Below are 19,929 nucleotides of genomic sequence, written 5' to 3' on the forward strand. Positions count from 1 at the left end.
GCACCGTCCGGCCTGATCCTGCCCGCGCCCAAGGCGGGGCGCGGCCGGCCGCTGGTGGCCGTGGTCGCCGACGCGGCCGGGGCCGAGACCACCGACTTCCTGGTCCCCTACGGCGTGCTGAAGGAGTCCGGCGCGGCCGACGTGATCGCCCTCTCCACGACCCCGGACACGGTGCAGTTGCGCGCCACCGTGAAGATCCAGCCCGAGCAGACCCTGGCGCAGTTCGACGCGGCCCAGCCGGCCGGCGCCGACATCGTGGTCGTGCCCGCCCAGCTGAACGCGAAAAGCCCGGCCCTGATCGCCTGGATCCGCGCCCAGGCCGCGAAGGGCGCGGTCGTGGTCTCGGTGTGCGAGGGGGCGCGGGTCCTGGCCGCGGCGGGCCTGCTCGACGGCAAGCAGGCGACCACCCACTATTCCGCCCTCGGCGAGCTCGCGAAGGCCTACCCGCGGACCACCTGGGTGCGCGACCGGCGCTGGGTGCAGGACGGAATGGTGATCTCGACCACCGGCGTGTCCGCCTCGATCCCGGTCTCCCTGGCGCTGGTCGAGGCGATCGCCGGCCGGCCGGCGGCGGAGGCGACCGCGGCCCGGCTGGGCGCGGGCGACTGGTCCGCGCGCCACCAGACCTCGGAGTTCCGCCTCGGCTTCACCGACTACGCCGTGGCCGCGGGCAACCTCCTGTCGGTCTGGGACCACGACACCCTCGAGGCGCCGCTGAGCGAGGGCGTCGACGAGATCGTGCTCGGCCTACAGACCGACGTCTGGCGGCGCAGCTTCAAGGCGAAGGTTGTCGTCGCGGGCCCGGCCCCGGTCCACGCACGCCACGGCCTGGTGATCCTGCCCGACGCCCCGCATCAGGCCGGCGCGGAGGTGCTGAAAGCGCCCGCCGGCGGATCGGCCCGGGTGCTGGACCAGGCGCTGGCCGAGATGAACCGCCGCTATGGCCGAAGGACGGCGCGGCTCGCCTGGCTGGGGCTGGAGTACGGGCGGGCGGACGGCGCCAAGCACTAGCGCCCCGCTTCCTCAGGACGTTCTGAGAACGACATGCCCCGGCGCAGGCCGGGGCTTGTTCTTGGCGGTCGTGTCCGGCCGGATCTCGCGTCGTCCGTGGCGAAGTCGTGCGCTCAGCCCTGCGACCAGCGCGGATCGGTGATCGAGAACAGCACCCGCGCCGGCTGGTCGGAGCCGCTGTACAGCGCATGCGGGGTCATCGCGTCGAACTGCAGGCTGTCGCCGGCCTCGAGCCTCAGCGGCGCGTAGATGTCGGTGGCCAGCACGGCCGCGCCCTCGAGGACGTAGATGAACTCCTCGCCGGGGTGGTTCACGAACGGCCCGTGCTCGTCGAGCGAGCGGGCGCGGATCACGGCGACGCCGGTGACCATCTTGCGGAAGAAGTAGTCGCCGCAGAGGTATTCGTAGTCGGCGTTGCCTTGCGTGACCTGGTGGCCCTCGCCGGCGCGGGTCACGGCCCGCCAGCCGTGCGCCCGGGTCGCACCCGGTTCCGCGCCCGCCTGGGCGTTGCCCATCTGCTTCAGGAACTGGGTGAAGTCGGCCTCCAGCGCCTGGGCGAGCGCGTGGGCGCGGTCGAACGACAGGGTGATCTGACCGGTCTCCACGCGCGACAGGGTCGACTGCGAGATGTTCGACCTCTGGCTCAGTTCACGCAGCGTCCAGCCCCGCTCGCCGCGCAGGCGCCGGATCGCCGTGCCGAAGGCGCCCTGGTCGAAGACGGTCTGTTGCGGGGCCGGGTCAGGACGGGTGAGCACCTCGCCGCCGCTGAGGATCAGGTGGTCCCTGAGTTGATGCACGTCCATCCGGCGATCTAGCCCCATAGCTCGCGCGAAAAGGGCTCGGCGCGGCCCTTTTCGTACCGGATCGGGTTGAGCCGGTCCCCTCGCAGCGCCAGCGGCCCGTCCAGGTCGGCGATCTTGGCCTTCAGGCCGATCAGGAACGCCGGCGCCATAGCGAGCGACGTACCCAGCATATTCCCCACCATGACGTCCAGTCCACGCGCTGCAGCTTCATCGGCGAGGAGTAGGGCTTCGGTAAGGCCGCCGGTCTTGTCCAGCTTGATGTTGATCATGTCGTAGCGGCGCGCCGCGGCGTCCAGCTCGCCCCGGTGCAGGCAGCTCTCGTCGGCGCAGATCGGCACCGGGCTCTCGATGTCTTCCAGGCCGTCGTCCCCGCCGCGCGGCAGCGGCTGCTCGACCATCTCGACACGGGCCGCGGCGAATTCGGGAAGGCATTCCTGGAGCTGGGCCAGGGTGAAGCCCTGGTTCACGTCGACGATGATCCGGGCGTCCGGCCGCGCGCCGCGCACGGCCCTCACGCGCTCCACGGGGCGATCCGCGTCGAGCTTCAGCTTCAGCAGGCCGTATCCCGCCAAGGCCGCGGCCGCAGCCCCGCTGTCGGCCGGCGTGGGCAGCACGCCGATGGTCTGGCAGGTGTCGAGCACCCGGGGGGCGACGCCGGACTGTTCCCAGATGGTCCTGCCGGCCAGCTTGCACTCCAGGTCCCAGAGCGCGCAGTCGACGGCGTTGCGAGCGCCGCCCGGCGGCAGCAAGGCCTGCAGCGCCGCACGATCCAGACCGCGCTCGAGCTCCGGAACGATGGCGGCGACCTGCTCGAGCGCGTCGACGGTGTGATCCCCCAGATAGTAGACCCCGGCCGCTTCGCCTCGCCCGCTGCGCCCGCCCTCGCTCAGCTCAACCACTAGGGAGTCGAGCTCGGTGAAGACGTGACCGGTGATCCTGAAGGGGGCGCGCATGGGCCAAATCTCGCGGCGCACGGAGACCGTTCTTTTCACACCCACGTCGAGCTCCTGACCCTCGCGCGCCGACGGTCCGAAAATGGGCGTCTTGCGGAAATGCAATCATAGCCCTCGGCTAGGAAAAAGCGCTAGCGCGCGGCCGCAAATAATTTCGCCATAAAGGTGCAAAATTCACCCATCTAGTTGATTAAATTCAAAAATGTACGCGGCTCAAGCTTGATGCGTATATGCAAAAGCGACTTGCAAAGCTGTGCGGGGTAGGCGATGTCTAGCGATGATGCGGGGGTCGCGTCATGGCGAGGGGGCGAGAGATGGTGAAGCGTCTGCGGTCGTGGAAGGCGGTGGCCTTGGCGGTGGCCCTGCTGGGTGGTGGGGCGCTGCCGGCGAGCGGTCGGAGCGCGCCGCCCAAACCGCCGATGACGGCGATCGCCCCGACGACGCCGGGCGCGGCGCAGCTGACCTCGCAGGATCTGAACGTCTGGCTGGACGGCTACATGCCGCGTGCGTTGAACGACGCCGGCATCGCCGGCGGCGTCGTGACGATCGTGAAGGACGGCCAGATCGTCACCAACCGGGGTTTCGGCTACGCCAACCTGAAGACCCGCACACCGGTCGATCCGAACGCGACGCTGTTCCGGCCGGGGTCGATCTCCAAGCTGTTCACCTGGACGGCCGTGATGCAACTGGTCGAGCAGGGCAAGCTCGACCTCGACGCCGACGTGAACCAGTACCTCGACTTCAAGGTCCCGGCTCAGGGCAAGCCGGTCACCCTGCGCCAGATCATGACGCACACGACCGGCTACGAGGAAGTCGTCCGCGAACTGTTCGACAACAACGCCGACCTGACGCTCAAGGACTATCTGACCCGTAACCTTCCGGAGCGGATCCACGCGCCGGGCACGACGCCGGCCTATTCCAACTACGCGACCGCGCTCGCGGGCTACATCGTCCAGCGCGTCTCCGGCGAGCCGTTCCCCAAGTATATCGAGCGGCACATCTTCACGCCGCTGGGCATGCAGAACTCGACGTTCGAGCAGCCGCTGCCCGACCGGCTGAAGTCGGCGATGTCGGGCGGCTACCGCAACCTCGACAGCGACGAGGCGCAAAAGTTCGAGATCATCGGCCCCGGGCCGGCCGGCGCGCTGTCGTCGACCGGCGCGGACATGGCGAAGTTCATGAACGCCTACCTGAACGGCGGCGCGGGCCTGATGAAGCCTGAGACGGCCAGGCTGATGTTCGACACGATCGATCAGCAGTTCCCCGGCGTGAACAGCATGGGGTTGGGCTTCTACCAGAACGACCTGAACGGCCACCGGATCATGGGCCACGGCGGGGACACCGGCTGGTTCCACTCCGACCTCGCCCTGATGATCGACGACCATGTGGGCGTCTATGTTTCGCTGAACAGCGCCGGCAACACGGGACTAGCGCCGCACCTGTTGCGGATCGATTTCCTGAAGGCGTTCGTCGATCGGTACTACCCGGCCGCGACGCTCACGGCCGATCCGAAGCCGCTCGACACCGCCAAGGCCCACGGCGCGGCGGTCGTCGGCGACTACGAGAGCTCGCGGCGCATCGACAGCAACCCGCTGCACGCCATCTACTTCCTGGACCAGACCAAGGTCGCCATGGCGCCCAACGGCGACCTGATCGGCCCGGGCCTGCCCACCGCGACGGGCAAGCCGCGCCACTGGCGCGAGGTCGAGCCGTGGATCTGGCAGGAGGTCGGAGGCTACAACCGGATGGGTGTGCGCCGCGACGCCAGCGGCAAGGTCACGGCGCTGGCGGCCGAGCCCTTCTCCTTCGCGATCGTCAACACCCGGGCGCCCTGGTGGCGGGCCACGTCCACCTGGACGCCGTTGCTGATCGCGGCGGTCGCCGTGCTGGCGCTGACCTTCCTCACCTGGCCGCTCCGCGCCCTGGTGCGTCGAGCCCACCGCGCGCCGTTCCCCTACGCCGACCTGCGCGCCAAGGCGCATCGGATGGCGGGCGTCTCCAGCGGGCTGGTGGTGGCCTATCTCGCCGGTTGGACCGGGTTCCTGGTCTGGCTGCTGGGCTCCCTGCCGGACACGCCGGAGTCGGTGGCCTCGGCGTTCTTCGTGGTGCTGTACGTGGCGGGCCTCCTGCCCGTCCTGGCCCTGGGCGGCCTGACGCTGGCCAATCTCAACCTCTGGCGTGGCGGAGCCAGCTGGTTCGCGCGGATCTGGGGCGGGCTGACGGTGCCGGCGACGCTGGTGATCCTCTGGCTGGCGATCGCCAACGGCTTCTACAGCTTCAACTTCAGCTACTAGCGTGAGCGCCCTGGCCGACAAGCCGGCGGAGTCTCGGGCGAGGGGGGCCGGACAGTGGTTCGGTCACCCTCGCGGGCTCACCGTTCTGTTCCTCACCCAGACCTGGGCGGAGTTCTCGTACTTCGGCCTGCAGGCGATGCTCGTCTACTACATGACGCAGCAGCTGGCCTTGCCGCAGGCGCAGGCGTCGCTGATCTACGGGATCTACGGGGCGTGCGCGTTCTTCAGCCCGTTCTTCGGCGGCATCGTCGCCGACCGCTGGATCGGGAAGACGGCGGCCGTGGTCATCGGCGGGACGCTGATGATGGCCGGCCATTTCGCCATGGCCTTCGAGCCGCTGCTGTTCCCGGCGCTCGGGCTCGTGGCGGTGGGCAACGGCCTGTTCATCCCGCCGCTCGCGGCGCAGGTGGCGCGGCTCTATGAGGACGGAGACACCCGCCGCGACCAGGCGTTCAGCGCCTACTACATGGGCATCAACCTCGGCGGCTTCCTCTCGCCGCTGCTTTGCGGCTACCTGGGCGAGACCTACGGCTGGCACTGGGGCTTCGCCCTGGCCGGCGTCGGCATGGCGGTGGGCCTCGTCACTTACCTGGTCGGCCGCCGGCACGTGCCGGGCGACGAGTCCGCCAAGCGGGAGCGGAGCGCGCGGCGTCCGCCGCTGACCCGCGACGACCGTCGCGCCGTGCTGGCGCTGCTGGGCGTGATGGCCGTGGTCGTGCTGTTCCGTATCGCCTACGAGCAGAGCGGCAACACCATCGCCCTCTGGATCGCGGACCGTACGAACCGGGAGCTGGCGATCGGCGACTGGAGCTGGCGCATCCCGGCGACCTGGTTCCAGTCGATCAATCCGCTGCTGATCATCACGCTGACGCCTTTCCTGATGGGACACTGGCAGCGCCGGCGCGAGCAGGGGCACGCCGCGAACCTGTTCGGCCGCATGGCGCTGGGCTGTGCGATCACCGCCGCGGCCTGCGTGGTGATGGTCCTGGCGGCGATCGACTATCGGCTCGGAGGCCCGGTGAGCGCGCTGTGGGTGGTCGGTTATTTCGTGTTGCTCACCCTGGGCGAGCTCCTGGTGCTGCCGGTCGGCCTGTCGCTGTTCGGCAATCTTTCGCCGGCGCAGATCGCCTCGACGATGATGGGCGCCTGGTACATCGCCAAGTTCCTGGGATCCCTGTCCGCCGGGTTCATCGGCACGCTGTGGTCGACCATTCCGGCCGAATGGTTCTTCGCGATCGGCGCGGGCTCGACCCTGCTGGCGTCGCTCATTCTGCTGGTCATGGCGAGCGGGCGAACGCCGGCGCCGGTGGCGGCCACGCAGAGCGGCGGGGGATGACGGCGACGGCGGCGTCGACCTGACGCGCTGGCGGTACGCGCCGCCGTGACGATTCGACGACGGCGTCTGGAAATTGTGGAAGCAAGTGCGCGCGGCGCGCCCGCGCGGCGAGCCTGAGGGGGCGGACCATGAAGCGAACGATCGGGGCCGGAGCGCTGGCCTTCTCACTGTGTATTGCGACGGTCGCGTGGGCCGCGCCGCCCAAGAACTTCGACGCGCGGGTCGCGAAGATCGCCTCCGAAGTGGGCGTGCCTGGCATCTCCGTGGCCATCGTCGAGAACGGAAAGGTGACGCTGGCCAAGGGCTATGGCGTCCGGCGGCTGGACGATCCGGCGGCGCGCGTGGACAGCGACACGCTCTTCCAGATCGGCTCGGTCAGCAAGGCGTTCACGGCCGCCGCCCTGGCGCGCCTCGTCGACAGCGGCAAGGTCGGCTGGGACGACAAGGTCATCGACCATATTCCGTACTTCCAGATGTACGACTCGTGGGTGACGCGTGAGATGACGGTGCGCGACCTGTTCGTGCACAACAGCGGCCTGGGCCTGGGCGCCGGCGACCTGATGCTGTTCCCGCAGACCACGCGCAGCCGCGAAGACGTCGTCCGTTCGCTTCGCTACATCAAGCCGGCCACCAGCTTCCGCTCGGGCTACGCCTACGACAACGTGCTCTACGTCGTCGCCGGTCAGCTCATCGAGGAGGTCAGCGGCAAGAGCTGGGAGCGGTTCGTCAAGGAGGACCTGCTGGTCCCCGGCGGCATGCTCACGGCCACCAGCTCGCGCGACGACCGGCGGCACGCGGACAACCGGGCCTGGCCTCACGGCCGCCGCGACGGCCCGATGGTCGGCATGGGCACGCAGGTGACCCTGGACGACAGCGGGAAGGCCGAGTTCGATCCGGACATCACCGGCGTCGGCGCGCCGGCCGGCGGCATCGCGATCAGCGCCAACGACATGGCGCGGTGGCTTTCCATCCAGCTCGCGCACGGGGGCCTGCCGGGCGGCGGCCGCCTCTTCAGCGAGGACGCGTCGCGCGAGATGTGGACGCCGCGCATCCACGTGCCGATCGGGCGCTACCCGGAACCGGTCTCGGCCGTCACGCCGCAGTTCGACAGCTATGCGATGGGCTGGATGGAGCGGGACTATCGCGGCCACAAGCTGATCATGCACACCGGCGCGGTGTTCGGGGCGCAGTCGATCCTGGTCCTCATCCCCGAGAAGAACATCGGCTTCTCGATCATGATCAACTGCGAGGACGGGGAGGCGGCGTACGGCCTCGCCTACGAGCTGCTCGATCATTACCTCGGGCAGCCCTACTACAACTGGGGGGCGGCCTGGCAGCAGTTCGTCCGCGAGCGCGACCAGAAGGCGGTGGCGTTCCTGAAGAGTCAGACCGAGACGCCGGCGGTGGCGGGCGCGGGTCCCTCGCGGTCGCTCCAGACCTACGCCGGCGCCTTCAAGGACGCCTGGTACGGTCCCGTCACGGTGAAGCACGCCGGCGGCAAGCTCGCCATGGACTTCACCATGACGCCCGGCATGACCGGCGAGCTGACGCCCTGGCGGTACGACACCTTCCGCGTCACCTGGCGCAACCCCAGCATCGAGCCGGCCTACGTGACCTTCGCGTTCGACGCCGAGGGCAAGGTGGACCGGATCAGCATGCGGCCGGTCTCGCCTCTGGCCGACTTCAGCTTCGACTACCAGGACCTCGACCTGCGGCCCGCTCCGGCGGCGTCGGGAGGCCAGTAAGCGCTCATGAGGACGGCCCTGCTGGCCGCGCTCTGCTGGTCGGCGGCGTTCGCGCCGGCCAGCGCGCAGACGACGCCGGCGCAGACGACGCCGGCCGAGCGGGCGCGGATCGACCGGATCACCGCGCGGACGCCCCTGATCGACGGCCACAACGATCTGGCCGATCAGGTCCACGACCTCTACGGCGGCGAGCTCGCGCGGATCGACCTGACCCGGTGGGGGACGCCCCAGTCGCCCCTGCAGACCGACATTCCCCGGCTGCGGTCGGGGCGCGTCGGCGCCCAGTTCTGGTCGGTCTACGCGCCGGCGGAGCTCCGCGGGGCGGAGGCGGCGCAGGCCGTGCAGGTGCAGATCGACATCGTCCGCCAGATCGTCGCGGACCATCCCGAGGCGTTCGAGTTCGCCGCCACCGCCGGCGACATCGAGCGGATCCACCGCGCCGGGCGCATCGCCTCCATGCTGGGCATGGAAGGCGGCGAGCCGATCAACGGCAATCTCGCCGTGCTGCGCCAGTTCCGCGCCGCGGGCGTGCTGTACATGACGCTGTGCCATGCGCAAACGACCGCCTGGGCCGACAGCGCCACCGACGCGCCCCAGCACGGCGGCTTGAGCCCCTTCGGCGAGGACGTCGTGCGGGAAATGAACCGCATCGGCATGCTGGTCGACCTCAGCCACGTCTCGGCCGACGCCATGCGCGACGCGCTGAGGGTCTCGCGGGCGCCGGTGATCTTCTCCCATTCCTCGGCCTACGCGCTGACGCCCCATCCCAGGAACGTGCCCGACGACGTGCTGCGGCTGCTGCCCGCTAACGGCGGCGTGGTGATGGTGAACTTCTATCCCGGCTTCGTGTCGGACGAGGTGCGCCTGTGGAGCGCCGCGCAGTCGGGCGAGGCGGCGCGCCAGAAGGCCCTGCATCCCGACGATCCCGCCGCTGCGGCCGCCGGGCTCGCGGACTGGGTCGCGAAAAACCCGCGTCCGGCCGCCACGGTCGCTCAGGTGGCCGACCACGTCGAGCACATCCGCGACGTGGCGGGGATCGACCATGTGGGGCTCGGCGCCGACTTCGACGGCGTGCCGTTCACGACCGAGGGTCTGGGAGACGTGGCGAGCTATCCGAACCTCTTCGCCGAACTGATGCGGCGGGGCTGGAGCGACGCCGACCTGGCCAAATTGGCCGGCGGAAACCTGCTGCGCGTCCTGCGCGGCGCCGAAGCGGTCGCCGCCGCCTCGCACTGAAGATGCTCAAGAAGAAGGAGGGACGCAGGCGGCTCGACCGCCTGCGCCCCTCTTCGTTTCGGGCGCTCAGGCTCAGGCCTGCTGCGGCTCCCGCGTCGCTGAAGCCGCCGCCTCGCACTGAGTTTTTCGGGAAAAGAAGAAGGGGGCGCAGGCCGCGGAGTTCCGCCGCCTGCGCCCCCTTTGAGCCCGGCTTAGTACCGGGCGCTCAGGCTCAGTCCGATGGTGCGCGGGCGAAGCACTGAGGCTTCGCCGTTTGGCGCGTCGGGCAGCGTCTGGCCGAAGTTGCCGAACGCGATCGGGCCGCGTTCGTCGCCGACGTTCTTCGCGTAGAGCTCGACGGCGTAGCGGCCGAACTCCACGCCGCCGCGCAGGTCGATCGTGGTGTAGCTGGGCACCTCGATCTGCTGGGCGCCGTACAGGAAGCCGCCGACGCCCGGGAAGGCGGTCGACTGCTCGCCCACGACGCGCCAGGTGGCGCCGACGTAGGCCTGGGCGCCGTTGGCGAGGGCCCACTCGTACTCGCCGTCGAGCGTGCTCGACCAGTCCGGCGAATACGGCAGGGGATCGCCGCTCACGCCACCGACCACGATCGGGTCGGTGTCGCTGGTCAGTTCCGTGTCGGTCACGGCGCCCGCCCAGACGAATGTCAGGCCCTGATGCGGCGTCAGCGTGGCGGTCCATTCCACGCCCTGCGTCTCGGCCGAGCCGCCGTTGGCGTTGCCGGTCACCGTGCCGTCGAACACGGCCAGCTGGATGTCCTGCCAGTCCACGTGGAAGACCGACGCGTCCAGCCGCAGCACGCCCGGAACCAGGTCGGTCTTCACGCCGAGCTCGTAGTTGGTCGTGGTGTCGGAGCCGAACGTCGGCGGGATCACCGAGGCCACGCCCACGATGTTCGGGCCGCCGGGCCGGTAGCCGGTGGCGATCCGCCCGTAGAACATGGTGTGGTCGTTCATGCGGTAGCGCGGCGCGATGGAGAAGGTCGTGGCGTTCTCGGAGGAGACCTCGCCTCCCGCGCCCACGGCCGTGCCGCTCTGGTCCACCGTCTGGTCGTTCTTCGCGTAGCGCGCGCCGACGCTGACGTCGAATTGCGGCGAGAACTTCACCTTCACCTCGCCGAAGGCCGCGACCTCCTCGTAGTCGGAGGCGATCCTGGCGGTCAGGCCGGTGACCGAGCCGGGCGGCGGGCCGAAGAAGATCTCCTGGTCGATCAGGCCCTCTTCCTTGGTGTAGAACAGCCCCGCCACCCAATCGAGGCGCTCGCCCTCGGGCGAGACCAGGCGGAGTTCCTGGGTGAACTTCTCCTGGCTCAGGTCATTGGCGAGGAACGACGGCAGACCGAAGGCCATGGAGCCGTCGCTCTCGCGGTATTGCTCCAGCTCGCCCCAGCTGGTCGACGAGACCAGCGCGGCCCAGCCCAGATCGTAATCCACCGTGGCGTTGTAGATCCGGTAGGTGATGTCCGACTTTTCGGAGAACAGCCGGAACTGATCGAGATCGCCGGCCACGGGCTCCAGCGGGCTCTGGAAGTAGGCGACGCCCGTCTGCGCATCGCTCTCGATCTTCTGCACATAGGCCGAGGCGCGGAAGGTCAGCTTGTCGGTGGCGTTGAACAGGAAGGCCGCGCGCAGCGCCGACGTTTCGAGGCCGTTGATGTCGCTCTCGCCCCGGGCCGGATCGTCGATATAGCCCCCTTGCGAACGCTTCATCCCGCTGACGCGCAGGGCGGCGCGCTCGCCCATCGGCAGGTTCACGGCGCCCCGCAGGCCCCAGCTGCCTTCGCCGTCGTCGGTCTGCTCGGCCGAGCCGCGCACCCGCGCCTCGAAGCCGGCTGTCGAGGGCTGCACGGTCACGTACTTGATGAGGCCGCCCAGCGAGCCGGCGCCGTAGAGCGTCCCCTGCGGGCCGCGCAGCACTTCCACGCGCTTCACGTCGGACGGATCCAGGTCGAGCGCCAGCACGCCGGAGTTCACCAGCGAGGTCGAAGAGCCGAACGGCGTCTCGTCCATGTAGGTGCCGACGGTCGACGAAATCCCGCTGGTGTTCAGCCCGCGCAGCGTCAGGCGCTGGTTGCCCGGCTGGTCGCCCACGACGGTGAGGCCAGGGACGCGGCCGACATAGTCCGAGAAGTCGTTCGCCTGGATGCGCTCCAGGGTCTCGTCGGTGATCGCCGTCACCGATTGCGGGACCTCCCGGAGGAGTTCCTCACGCTTTTGCGCGGTGACGACGACCTCGTCGACCGCAGTGGCGTCCTGCGCGTGGGCGCAGATCGGCGTCAGTGAGACGCTGGCCAAAAGCGCCAGAGCAAGTCTGCTGGTCATTACTGGTTCCCCCCTCCCAAAGGGCGGCATTGCGCCCTCACGCATACCTTGACTGTGAAATTTGCGAATCTGCAAGAACATTGCAATTGACGGGAGGTGTTGCCGTCGGCTGTGGTATCTTTGCGCCACAGACGCTAAGCTGGCGCGTGGGTGCAGGAGGGCGGCCACATGGGGACCGAGGGGCGCTGCGAAGCGCGACCGGGGGCGCTGATCCGGAGGGAGCGGCTCAAGCGCGGCTGGACCCTCGCCGACGCCAGCGCCCGGACGGGCCTGCCGGTCTCGACCCTCTCGCGGGCCGAGAACGACAAGATCTCGCTGACCTACGACAAGCTCGCCAGCATCAGCCGGGGGCTGGAGATCGACATCTCCGCCCTGTTCGGCGGCGAGACGACGCCCCAGCCGAAGGTGCTGGGTCGCCGCAGCGTCACGAAGGTCGGCGACGGCCGACGGATCGAGACCGCCAACTACGGCCATCTCTATCTGGCCGCGGACCTGCTCAATAAGCCGTTCATCCCGGTGATCGCCGAAATCCGCGCCCGCACCCTTGCGGAATTCGGCGAGCTGGTCCGCCACGAAGGCGAAGAGTTCGCCTACGTCCTCGAGGGGGCCGTCGTGCTCCACACGGCGCTCTACGCGCCCGTTCGGCTCGAAAGCGGCGACTCCATCTACTTCGACAGCGGCATAGGCCACGCGTACGTGGCGGCGAGCGAGGGGCCCTGCCGGGTCCTGTCGATCTGCACCGGCGACGAGGCGCAGCGGATCGCCGGCGCGGAGGTCGAAGCGGCCCCGTTCCGCATCGAGCGCTACGCCAATGGTCGCTGACATGAGCCAGGTCGAGACGCAGCACGGCCGGACGCTCGAGCTGGCGCACCCCTATCTGCTTTTCCTCGGCGACATCGCCGAGCCCGGCTACGCGAAGACGGCGATGGGGCTGCGCGACTGGGCCGGCGAGCGCTGCCTGGCCGAATACACGCTGGACGGCGGTCGCGGCGTGGGGCTGCCGCGAATGGCGCCGGCGGCCGCCAGCGCTGCGGGCGCGCGGTCGCTGGTGATCGCCGTGGCGACGCCCGGCGGGGCCATTCCCGCCGCCTGGCTTCCGACGCTGCTGGAGGCGATCGAGGCCGGGCTCGACCTGGTGGCCGGCATGCACGCGAAGCTTTCGGACATGCCGGAGCTGGTCGCAGCCGCTGCGCGCCATGGTCGCCGGCTCGTCGACGTGCGCACGCCCCCGCCCGGGATCCCGGTCGCTTCCGGTCGAAAACGGTCCGGCCGCCGGCTCCTCACCGTCGGGACCGACTGCGCGCTGGGCAAGAAGTACACTGCGCTCGCCATCGCCCGCGGGCTGGTCGCCCGCGGCGTGAAGGCGGACTTCCGGGCCACCGGCCAGACCGGGATCATGATCGCCGGCGCCGGCATGCCGATGGACGCGGTGGTGGCGGACTTCGCGGCGGGCGCCGCGGAGCTGCTCAGCCCCGACAACGCCCCGGACCACTGGGACGTGATCGAAGGCCAGGGGTCGCTGTCGCATCCGGCCTTCGCGGGGGTGTCGCTGGGCCTGCTGCACGGAAGCCAGCCGGACGTGATCGTCCTCTGCCACGATCCGACGCGGGCCGAAGTGCTGGGCCATCCGGGGTACGCGCTGCCGCGGCTCGACGAGGCGATCGATCTGGCCGTGCGGCTGGGGGCGCGCACCAACCCGGCGATCCGCTGCGCCGGCGTCGCGCTCAACACCTCCGGCCTTTCCGAGGCCGAGGCGCGGAAGGCGATAGCCGAGGCCTCGGCCATGGTGGGCGCGCCGGCCGCGGATCCGATTCGCGGCGGCGCCGAGTTCGAAGCGCTTCTGGACGCCGTCCTCGCCTGACCATGTTCAAGGTGTTCGACCCCCGGCAACTGGCGCACGCGCCGGCGCTCGAGATGCACAACGGCGCATGGGTCGACCACGTCGACCGGCCGGCGCGCGCCCAGACCGTCGCGGATCGGCTCGCGATCACCACGCAGGCCCGCGACTTCGGCCGCGCGCCGCTGCAGCGGGTGCATAGCGCGGAGTACCTGGATTTCCTCGAGGTCGTTCACCGGCGCTGGAGCGACGCGGGACGGCTCGGCGACGCCGTCGGCTACACCTGGCCGGTGGTCGGACGCCGGCCGCTGCGCCTGGACCGGATCGACGCCCTGCTGGGGCGCTTCAGCTACGACGCGGGCACGCCGGTCGCGTCGGGCACCTGGGAGTCGGCCTACTGGGCGGCGCAGACCGCCCTGACCGCCCTGGCGCCGCTGCTCGACCGATCGACGCGGACCAGTTTTGCTCTCTGCCGACCGCCCGGCCATCACGCCGGCGCCGACTACCTCGGCGGCTACTGCTACCTGAACAACGCGGCGATCGCGGCGCGGGCGGCGAGCGACGCCGGCCTGGCGCGCGTGGCGGTGCTCGATGTCGACTACCACCACGGCAACGGCACGCAGGACATCTTCTACGAGGACGGCGAGGTGTTCTTCGCCTCGATCCACGGCGATCCTGTCACCGAATACCCGTTCTACTGGGGTCATGCGGACGAACGCGGCGCGGGATCGGGGGAGGGCGCGACCCTTAACCTGCCCCTTCCGCGGGGGACCACTCTGGGGCCCTATCTCGACGCGCTGGACGTCGCGCTCACGGCGATCTCCGGCTTCGCGCCCGCCCTGCTGGTCGTGTCGTTCGGGGCCGACACCTACGAGGGCGACCCGATCTGCCACTTCAGGATCGCCACCGACGAGTACGCGAAGCTGGCTGAGCGCATCGCCGGCCTGGGCGTGCCCACCCTGGTGGTCATGGAAGGCGGCTACGCCGTCGACGCCCTCGCCGACAACGTCTCGGCCTTCCTGTCCGGCTTCTGAGCGGAGGGCTGCAAGCGCCGCCACGCCGCTTCCAGAACGGAGGCCCCGAAACGCAAAAAGCCCCGGCCGAGGCCGGGGCTTTTTTGTGGGCGAGGAATGGTGGACGCGACAGGGATTGAACCTGTGACCCCTACGATGTCAACGTAGTGCTCTCCCGCTGAGCTACGCGTCCGCCCGGGAAGGAGCGGTCATATAGCCGGGTCTCGAAGCGTCAGCAAGCCGAATGTGACGCGTTCGCCGCTTTGTCGCGGATCGCCGGTCCAGGCTGAATTTTCAAGGCTTCAGCGGGCGGCGAACGCCCTCGTCCGCGCCGCGTCGAAGCTTGGCGGGAACAATCGCGCCGCTTCGCCGGTTGAGCCGCCACGGTCGATTTCGCCTGCGTAGATTTCCCGTACGGCGGCCAGTCCCAGCGGCGTCAGCTTTCCCGATTTTTCCCAACCGAACGGCGCGCCGGCGCCCGGCCGCGCCGCGGAGGCGTCATGCCCGCTCGATCCCTCGTGCGGCGTGCGCCCGGCCTTGTCCTGCGTGCGGGCCTGATCGCGACGGCGGCGCTCATCGTCGGCGCGGGTCGCCGGCCTGACGACCAGGATCTGCTGCGCCGGGTCAACGCCGAGGTGAACCGCTCGATCCGCTACCAGGCGGAGCCGCCCGGCCAGGACGTGGTGCGCTTCGGCCCGAAGCGCGGCGACTGCGAGGACTACGCCGAGACCAAGCGCATCCGCCTGATCGCGGCGGGCTGGCCGCGGCGGGCGCTGCGCGTGCAGAGCGTGAGCCTGCGCAGCGGCGAGTGTCACGCCGTGCTGGTCGCCGCGGACGCGCAGGGGCGCCGCTGGGTGCTCGACAACCGGACCTCCGGCGTGGAGACGGTCGAGCAGACCGGGCGACGCTACAGCTGGAACAATTGCGACGGCCGCGACCGCGGCCGTTGAGGATCGGCCCTCAGGCCGCGATCATCCGCTCCACCTCGGCGACCAGGTCGCGCAGGTGGACGGGCTTGGACAGCACCTTGGCCTGCGGCGCGGTCTGGGCGGCGGTCAGGGCCACGGCGGCGAAGCCGGTGATGAACATGATGCGCAGGTCGGGCTGGCGGGCGCCGGCCTCGCGCGCGACCTCGATGCCGTCGGCGCCGGGCATGACGATGTCGGTCAGCAGCAGGTCGTAGGGGCCTTCGTCCAGCGCCCCCACGGCGGCGTCGCCGTCGGCGCAGGACACCACTTCGTGGCCGGCCCGCTCCAGCGCGCGGGCGAGGAAGCTGCGGAGGGAGTCGTCGTCTTCGGCCAGCAGGATGCGCGCCATGGCGGGGTGGTCTTCCGGATTCCGGGATCAATCTGGCGTCAAGCTTACCGCGAACTCGGTAAACCGGCGATGAAAACCGCAGCGTTTGCACACAGGTTTCAGGCGCGTTGACCTCGCCCCCTCGCGCGGCCGATCATCGGGCCATGACCGTCGTCGAGCCGATCTTCGCCGCCCCGTCCGATTCCGACCCCGACGCCGCGGCGCCTTTCGAGCTCAGCCTGCCCGCCCAGACGGCCTCGGCGCTGGTGTTCGCCTCGCCGCATTCGGGCCGGATCTATCCGGACGACCTGGTGGCCGCCTCGGCGCTGGACGCCCTGGCCCTGCGCCGCTCGGAGGACGCGTTCGTCGACCGCTTCGTGCTGGGCGCGCGCGAGCACGGGATCGCCGCCATCGCCTGCCGGGTGGCGCGGGCCTATGTCGACGTCAACCGCGACCCCTGGGAGCTGGACCCGGCCATGTTCGAGGACGCCCTGCCGGCGTTCGCCCGCTCGCAGAGCGCGCGGGTGGCGGCCGGGCTGGGCTCGATCGCCAAGGTGGTCGGCGAGGGCCAGGCGATCTACCGGCGCAAGCTGCGCTTCTCGGAGGCCGCGGGCCGCATCGCGCGGGTGCACGCGCCCTACCACCACGCGCTCAAGGAGCTGGTCGAGGCGGCGCACGCGGGCTTCGGCCAGGCGGTGCTGATCGACTGGCACTCCATGCCCTCGGCGGCGGTGAAGGCCGAGCAGCGGCGCGGGCGCGGCCGCCCCGACGTGGTGCTGGGCGACCGGCACGGCGAGGCCTGCGCGCGCGGGCTGACCGCCCTGGTCCGGCGCGAGTTCGAGAGCATGGGCTACGTCGTGGCCCTGAACCGCCCCTACGCCGGCGGCTACACCACCCAGAGCTACGGCCGTCCGACCGAGGGGCGTCACGCCCTGCAGATCGAGCTGAACCGGTCGCTGTATCTGGACGAGGCGCGCATGGAGCCGGTGGCCGGCTTCGAGCGGCTGAAGGCCGATCTCGACCGCATGGCCGTGACCCTCGCGGCCGCCGACTGGAGCGCGGTTCTGCGGGCCTGAGCGCAAGGCAAAAAAAAGCCGCGCTAAAAAGCGCGGCTGTGAAGTCAATAGGGAGGAAACGCCCAGGAAGGGCAATCGGCGCCGCGAAGCGCCGAACACCCCCTCTATACGTTGCGGCGCAAAACGGATCAAGCGTAACTTTGCCTTCCGCCGATCACGCGTTGTTACGAGGCGCTGCAAAACCCTTTTGTGACAAGCTTGTGGCGGTGGAGCTGAAATGCTGCACCTGCGAAGAGCGTTTGACGCGACCGTCAAATTGTTCCGCTGTGGGACTCCAGCAGGCCGCGCGCCTTGCGCACGCCCAGCGCGGCGGGCGACTGCGACTGGCGCCAGGCCAGCAGCGCCACCGCGCCCAGGGTCGCGGTCAGGAAGTAGGCCGGGCCGAACAGCCACGCCGCTGCGGCCAGCGCGAAGTAGTAGCCGCGCACGCCCTGGCTGAAGGCCGACAGGGCCGGATTGAGCACGGTGGCCGCCGCTTCGGCGAAGGCGTCGGCCTTTTCCGGCGCCAGACCCTCCGGCGCGGCCCCCATCAGGGCCAGGGTGTAGTTCAGCTGCCGGATCGACCAGATGAAGTTCAGGAAGCCGCGCGCCAGGCAGACGATCACCAGGGCGAGCTTGCCCTCGAACATCACGGTCGAGGCGCCGCGCGGGACGATGCCCAGCTCCACCCCGCTGCGCAGCACCTCGCCGCCGAACAGGGCCCCGGCCACCGCCGCGATCAGGATCAGGTTGGCCGAGCCGAAGAAGGAGGCGGAATTGATGGTGTGGCCGAGCAACTGGCTGTCCATCAGCCGCAACTCGCGCCGCGCCATGGCCCGCATCCAGGCCAGCCGCACGATGGTCATGTCGGTGACCAGGGCGCCCGAGCGGTGCGATAGCCGCCTCAGGATGCGCTCGTAACCGAACCAGCAGACGACGAACGCCGCCAGCGCGGCCCAGTCCAACGGAGTCATGGCCGGACCATAGGCCGTAACGGCCGCGCTTGCGAAGGGGCGACGCGGGCCGCCCGCAAGGCGCGGAAATCCTTGGCCGGGCGCGCGGCCGCCGCCGAAACCGGCTTCCCCTTTCGGCTAGCGCGCTCTATCACGCGCGCCTCTTCTCCTCCCCGAAGAAAGCTCATCCATGAACCTCGACAAGATCTCCCCCGGCCCGAATCCGCCGTGGGACCTCAACGTCGTCATCGAGATCCCGCAGGGCGGCCTGCCGGTGAAGTACGAGATGGACAAGGACAGCGGCGCGCTGTTCGTCGATCGCTTCCTGCACACCGCCATGTACTACCCGGGCAACTACGGCTTCGTGCCCCACACCCTGGCCGACGACGGCGACCCGTGCGACGTGCTGGTGATCAACCCGACCCCCGTGGTGCCGGGCTGCGTGATCCGTTCGCGCCCGATCGGCGCCCTGGTCATGGAGGACGAGGCCGGCCGCGACGAGAAGATCCTGGCCGTGCCGGTCGACAAGCTGCACCCGTTCTATGCGGACATCGCCAGCTACCGGAACCTGCCGGACATCCTGATCGAGCAGATCACCCACTTCTTCAGCCGCTATAAGGACCTGGAGAAGGGCAAGACCACCAAGGTCATCGGCTGGATCGACGCGGCCGAGGCCGCCGACCTGATCCGCGTCGGCATGGCCGCGCACCAGGCCAAGGACGCCGCGGCCTGACGCGGAAGTTGCGGCCGGTCTGAAATCGCCTCGCGCGCGTCAGGCCGGCCTGCTACCTCTGCCCCCGTTATTGGGGGAGTTCCGATTCATGTCGCGTACCGTCGCCGCCGCCGCTCTCGCGGCGGCTTTCGTTCTGTCGTCGCCGGCCGCCGTCTTCGCGGCTGCGCCCGAAGCCGCCGCCGAGCAACCGAAGGCCGGCGCGCCGGATCCCGCCGCTGAAGCGGCGCTCGCCAAGCAGCGCGAGCAGGCCGCCGAGGCCTTCCTGAAGAGCCTGACCCCGCGGCACGGGGTGATCAGCCTGGGCGACGCCGAGGCCGAGCTGTCGCTGACCGACAAGTACTATTTCCTCGACGCCGCCGACGCGAAGAAGGTGATCGTCGAGGCCTGGGGCAACCCGCCGGGGTCGGCCGAGGGCGTGCTGGGTATGATCTTCGCCAAGGGCACGACGCCGCTCGACGACGCGTGGGGCGCGGTGGTGACCTACGAGGCCGAGGGCTACGTCTCCGACAAGGACGCGCACAAGATCAATCCGAAGCGGCTGCTGAAGGACATGCAGTCGGGCGAGGACGCGGAGAACAAGGCCCGCAAGGACGCCGGCTATGAGCCGACCCACGTCGTCGGCTGGGCCGAGACGCCGAGCTACGACGCGACGCGCCACGCGCTGATCTGGGCCAAGGAGATCAGCTTCGGGACCAGCCCCGACCACACCCTGAACTACGACGTGCGCCTGCTGGGCCGTCGCGGCGTGCTGAGCCTGAACGTGGTGGCCGGCATGAAGGACCTGGCCTCCGTCCGCACCGCCGCCGAGGGCGTGCGTGCCGCCGCCGCCTTCAAGCCGGGCGCGCGCTACGGCGACTACCAGGAGGGCGTCGACAAGAAGGCCGCCTACGGGGTGACCGGCCTGCTGGCCGCGGGCCTGGGCCTGGCGGCGGCCAAGAAGTTCGGCCTGCTGGCCGGCGGCCTGCTGCTGCTGAAGAAGTTCGCCGCGGTGATCATGGCCGGCCTGGCCGGGGTCGGGGCCTGGTTCCGCAACCTGTTCCGCAAGCGCGAAGCCTAAGCGGCTTCCGCTGAAGGGCGTGAGGGGCGCGTCGCCTGCAGGCGGCGCGCCCTTTCTATTTTGCGGGTCCGGCCAGCAGGGCCAGCAGGGCCTGGCCGTCGGAGGGCAGGGTGGTCGCGCCGATCCGGGCGTGGCGGGGCGTGAGCGCGTCGAGCGCGTAGGCGATCTGGGAGGCGACGACGCCGAGGCCGGCGGCGAGCAGGACGGGCCGGGTGGTCGTCGCGGCGGACGCGGCGGCGGCCAGGGCCAGGGCCAGGTTGGCGAGCGGGCCGCCCAGCAGCATCGC

The 19,929-nt window shown here is 70.2% G+C and carries 18 protein-coding genes and 1 tRNA gene; 12 read left to right on the plus strand and 7 right to left on the minus strand.

The features are described 5' to 3' along the window. Nucleotides 1–1,011, plus strand: a 1,011-nt coding sequence (locus G3573_RS10685; RefSeq protein WP_163261076.1) for a DJ-1/PfpI family protein, incomplete at its 5' end; no start/stop codon positions are given. A gap of 113 nt (nt 1,012–1,124) precedes the next feature. Here G3573_RS10685 and G3573_RS10690 read toward each other — a convergent pair. After that, a complete protein-coding gene (locus G3573_RS10690) occupies nt 1,125–1,814 on the minus strand; it encodes an XRE family transcriptional regulator (RefSeq protein ID WP_163261077.1) in 690 nt (229 codons plus the stop codon). Nucleotides 1,815–1,822: 8 nt separating this feature from the next. After that, nucleotides 1,823–2,872: a dipeptide epimerase gene (locus G3573_RS10695; RefSeq protein WP_205598191.1), complete on the minus strand. Its 1,050-nt coding sequence runs from the start codon at nt 2,870–2,872 to the stop codon at nt 1,823–1,825. 209 nt (nt 2,873–3,081) lie between these two features. Between G3573_RS10695 and G3573_RS10700 the strand changes: the two genes are divergently transcribed. The 4 genes from G3573_RS10700 (at nt 3,082) to G3573_RS10715 (ending at nt 9,378) form a co-directional block, all read left to right on the plus strand. Continuing rightward, nucleotides 3,082–5,061, plus strand: coding sequence for a serine hydrolase domain-containing protein (locus G3573_RS10700; RefSeq protein ID WP_163261078.1), 1,980 nt, complete (start codon nt 3,082–3,084; stop codon nt 5,059–5,061). Nucleotide 5,062: 1 nt separating this feature from the next. Next, complete coding sequence (locus G3573_RS10705; RefSeq protein WP_163261079.1) at nt 5,063–6,397, plus strand: peptide MFS transporter; 1,335 nt, start codon at nt 5,063–5,065, stop codon at nt 6,395–6,397. A gap of 128 nt (nt 6,398–6,525) precedes the next feature. After that, nucleotides 6,526–8,142, plus strand: a complete 1,617-nt coding sequence (locus G3573_RS10710; RefSeq protein ID WP_163261080.1) for a serine hydrolase — start codon at nt 6,526–6,528, stop codon at nt 8,140–8,142. Nucleotides 8,143–8,148: 6 nt separating this feature from the next. Continuing rightward, on the plus strand, nt 8,149–9,378 hold the full coding sequence (locus G3573_RS10715) for a dipeptidase (protein ID WP_163261081.1): 1,230 nt from the start codon (nt 8,149–8,151) through the stop codon (nt 9,376–9,378). Nucleotides 9,379–9,569: 191 nt separating this feature from the next. Here the strand turns inward: G3573_RS10715 and G3573_RS10720 are convergent, their stop codons facing one another. Continuing rightward, nucleotides 9,570–11,699: a TonB-dependent receptor gene (locus tag G3573_RS10720; protein WP_163261082.1), complete on the minus strand. Its 2,130-nt coding sequence runs from the start codon at nt 11,697–11,699 to the stop codon at nt 9,570–9,572. A 168-nt stretch (nt 11,700–11,867) separates the two neighbouring features. Here G3573_RS10720 and G3573_RS10725 point away from each other — a divergent pair, with 168 nt between their 5' ends. From G3573_RS10725 to G3573_RS10735, 3 genes are read left to right on the plus strand one after another with little or no spacing between them, the layout of a single operon-like run. After that, nucleotides 11,868–12,521: a cupin domain-containing protein gene (locus tag G3573_RS10725; RefSeq protein WP_163261083.1), complete on the plus strand. Its 654-nt coding sequence runs from the start codon at nt 11,868–11,870 to the stop codon at nt 12,519–12,521. After that, nucleotides 12,511–13,560, plus strand: coding sequence for a DUF1611 domain-containing protein (locus G3573_RS10730; RefSeq protein ID WP_163261084.1), 1,050 nt, complete (start codon nt 12,511–12,513; stop codon nt 13,558–13,560). The genes G3573_RS10725 and G3573_RS10730 overlap by 11 nt, the downstream gene beginning before the upstream one ends. 2 nt (nt 13,561–13,562) lie before the next feature. Then, nucleotides 13,563–14,570 (plus strand): histone deacetylase family protein, encoded by a 1,008-nt coding sequence (locus tag G3573_RS10735; RefSeq protein WP_163261085.1) that lies wholly within the window; start codon nt 13,563–13,565, stop codon nt 14,568–14,570. Nucleotides 14,571–14,667: 97 nt separating this feature from the next. Here G3573_RS10735 and G3573_RS10740 read toward each other — a convergent pair. After that, nucleotides 14,668–14,742 (minus strand) — tRNA-Val (locus G3573_RS10740). A 307-nt stretch (nt 14,743–15,049) separates the two neighbouring features. On the opposite strand from G3573_RS10740, the gene G3573_RS10745 reads away from it, so the two are divergent. Then, nucleotides 15,050–15,499, plus strand: a complete 450-nt coding sequence (locus G3573_RS10745; protein ID WP_163261086.1) for a transglutaminase-like cysteine peptidase — start codon at nt 15,050–15,052, stop codon at nt 15,497–15,499. Nucleotides 15,500–15,509: 10 nt separating this feature from the next. On the opposite strand, the gene G3573_RS10750 is transcribed toward G3573_RS10745, so the two are convergent. Beyond that, the gene (locus G3573_RS10750) at nt 15,510–15,866 is read right to left on the minus strand and encodes a response regulator (protein WP_163261087.1); all 357 of its coding nucleotides are present in this window, start codon (nt 15,864–15,866) and stop codon (nt 15,510–15,512) included. Nucleotides 15,867–16,009: 143 nt separating this feature from the next. Between G3573_RS10750 and G3573_RS10755 the strand changes: the two genes are divergently transcribed. Next, on the plus strand, nt 16,010–16,921 hold the full coding sequence (locus G3573_RS10755; RefSeq protein ID WP_163261088.1) for an N-formylglutamate amidohydrolase: 912 nt from the start codon (nt 16,010–16,012) through the stop codon (nt 16,919–16,921). A gap of 251 nt (nt 16,922–17,172) precedes the next feature. On the opposite strand, the gene G3573_RS10760 is transcribed toward G3573_RS10755, so the two are convergent. Then, nucleotides 17,173–17,874, minus strand: coding sequence for a DUF599 family protein (locus G3573_RS10760; RefSeq protein ID WP_163261089.1), 702 nt, complete (start codon nt 17,872–17,874; stop codon nt 17,173–17,175). Between the two features lie 169 nt (nt 17,875–18,043). On the opposite strand from G3573_RS10760, the gene ppa reads away from it, so the two are divergent. Then, on the plus strand, nt 18,044–18,586 hold the full coding sequence (gene ppa, locus G3573_RS10765) for an inorganic diphosphatase (RefSeq protein WP_163261090.1): 543 nt from the start codon (nt 18,044–18,046) through the stop codon (nt 18,584–18,586). An 88-nt stretch (nt 18,587–18,674) separates the two neighbouring features. Then, nucleotides 18,675–19,643, plus strand: a complete 969-nt coding sequence (locus tag G3573_RS10770) for a DUF2167 domain-containing protein (protein ID WP_163261091.1) — start codon at nt 18,675–18,677, stop codon at nt 19,641–19,643. Nucleotides 19,644–19,698: 55 nt separating this feature from the next. Here the strand turns inward: G3573_RS10770 and G3573_RS10775 are convergent. After that, a partial coding sequence (locus tag G3573_RS10775; protein ID WP_163261092.1) for a hypothetical protein occupies nt 19,699–19,929 on the minus strand: 231 nt, incomplete at its 5' end.

It is taken from the genome of Caulobacter sp. 17J65-9, from assembly GCF_010975005.1.
In the GTDB taxonomy this organism is placed as follows: Bacteria; Pseudomonadota; Alphaproteobacteria; order Caulobacterales; family Caulobacteraceae; genus 17J80-11.

What these genes read in the sequence shown, in the direction of transcription:
- G3573_RS10770 (WP_163261091.1), top strand. Translation starts at nt 18,675, where the DNA reads ATGTCGCGTACCGTCGCCGCCGCCGCTCTCGCGGCGGCTTTCGTTCTG.
- G3573_RS10750 (WP_163261087.1), bottom strand. Translation starts at nt 15,866, where the DNA reads ATGGCGCGCATCCTGCTGGCCGAAGACGACGACTCCCTCCGCAGCTTC.
- G3573_RS10730 (WP_163261084.1), top strand. Translation starts at nt 12,511, where the DNA reads ATGGTCGCTGACATGAGCCAGGTCGAGACGCAGCACGGCCGGACGCTC.
- G3573_RS10735 (WP_163261085.1), top strand. Translation starts at nt 13,563, where the DNA reads ATGTTCAAGGTGTTCGACCCCCGGCAACTGGCGCACGCGCCGGCGCTC.
- G3573_RS10710 (WP_163261080.1), top strand. Translation starts at nt 6,526, where the DNA reads ATGAAGCGAACGATCGGGGCCGGAGCGCTGGCCTTCTCACTGTGTATT.
- G3573_RS10745 (WP_163261086.1), top strand. Translation starts at nt 15,050, where the DNA reads ATGCCCGCTCGATCCCTCGTGCGGCGTGCGCCCGGCCTTGTCCTGCGT.
- G3573_RS10755 (WP_163261088.1), top strand. Translation starts at nt 16,010, where the DNA reads ATGACCGTCGTCGAGCCGATCTTCGCCGCCCCGTCCGATTCCGACCCC.
- G3573_RS10715 (WP_163261081.1), top strand. Translation starts at nt 8,149, where the DNA reads ATGAGGACGGCCCTGCTGGCCGCGCTCTGCTGGTCGGCGGCGTTCGCG.
- G3573_RS10760 (WP_163261089.1), bottom strand. Translation starts at nt 17,874, where the DNA reads ATGACTCCGTTGGACTGGGCCGCGCTGGCGGCGTTCGTCGTCTGCTGG.
- G3573_RS10725 (WP_163261083.1), top strand. Translation starts at nt 11,868, where the DNA reads ATGGGGACCGAGGGGCGCTGCGAAGCGCGACCGGGGGCGCTGATCCGG.
- G3573_RS10690 (WP_163261077.1), bottom strand. Translation starts at nt 1,814, where the DNA reads ATGGACGTGCATCAACTCAGGGACCACCTGATCCTCAGCGGCGGCGAG.
- G3573_RS10700 (WP_163261078.1), top strand. Translation starts at nt 3,082, where the DNA reads ATGGTGAAGCGTCTGCGGTCGTGGAAGGCGGTGGCCTTGGCGGTGGCC.
- ppa (WP_163261090.1), top strand. Translation starts at nt 18,044, where the DNA reads ATGAACCTCGACAAGATCTCCCCCGGCCCGAATCCGCCGTGGGACCTC.
- G3573_RS10720 (WP_163261082.1), bottom strand. Translation starts at nt 11,699, where the DNA reads ATGACCAGCAGACTTGCTCTGGCGCTTTTGGCCAGCGTCTCACTGACG.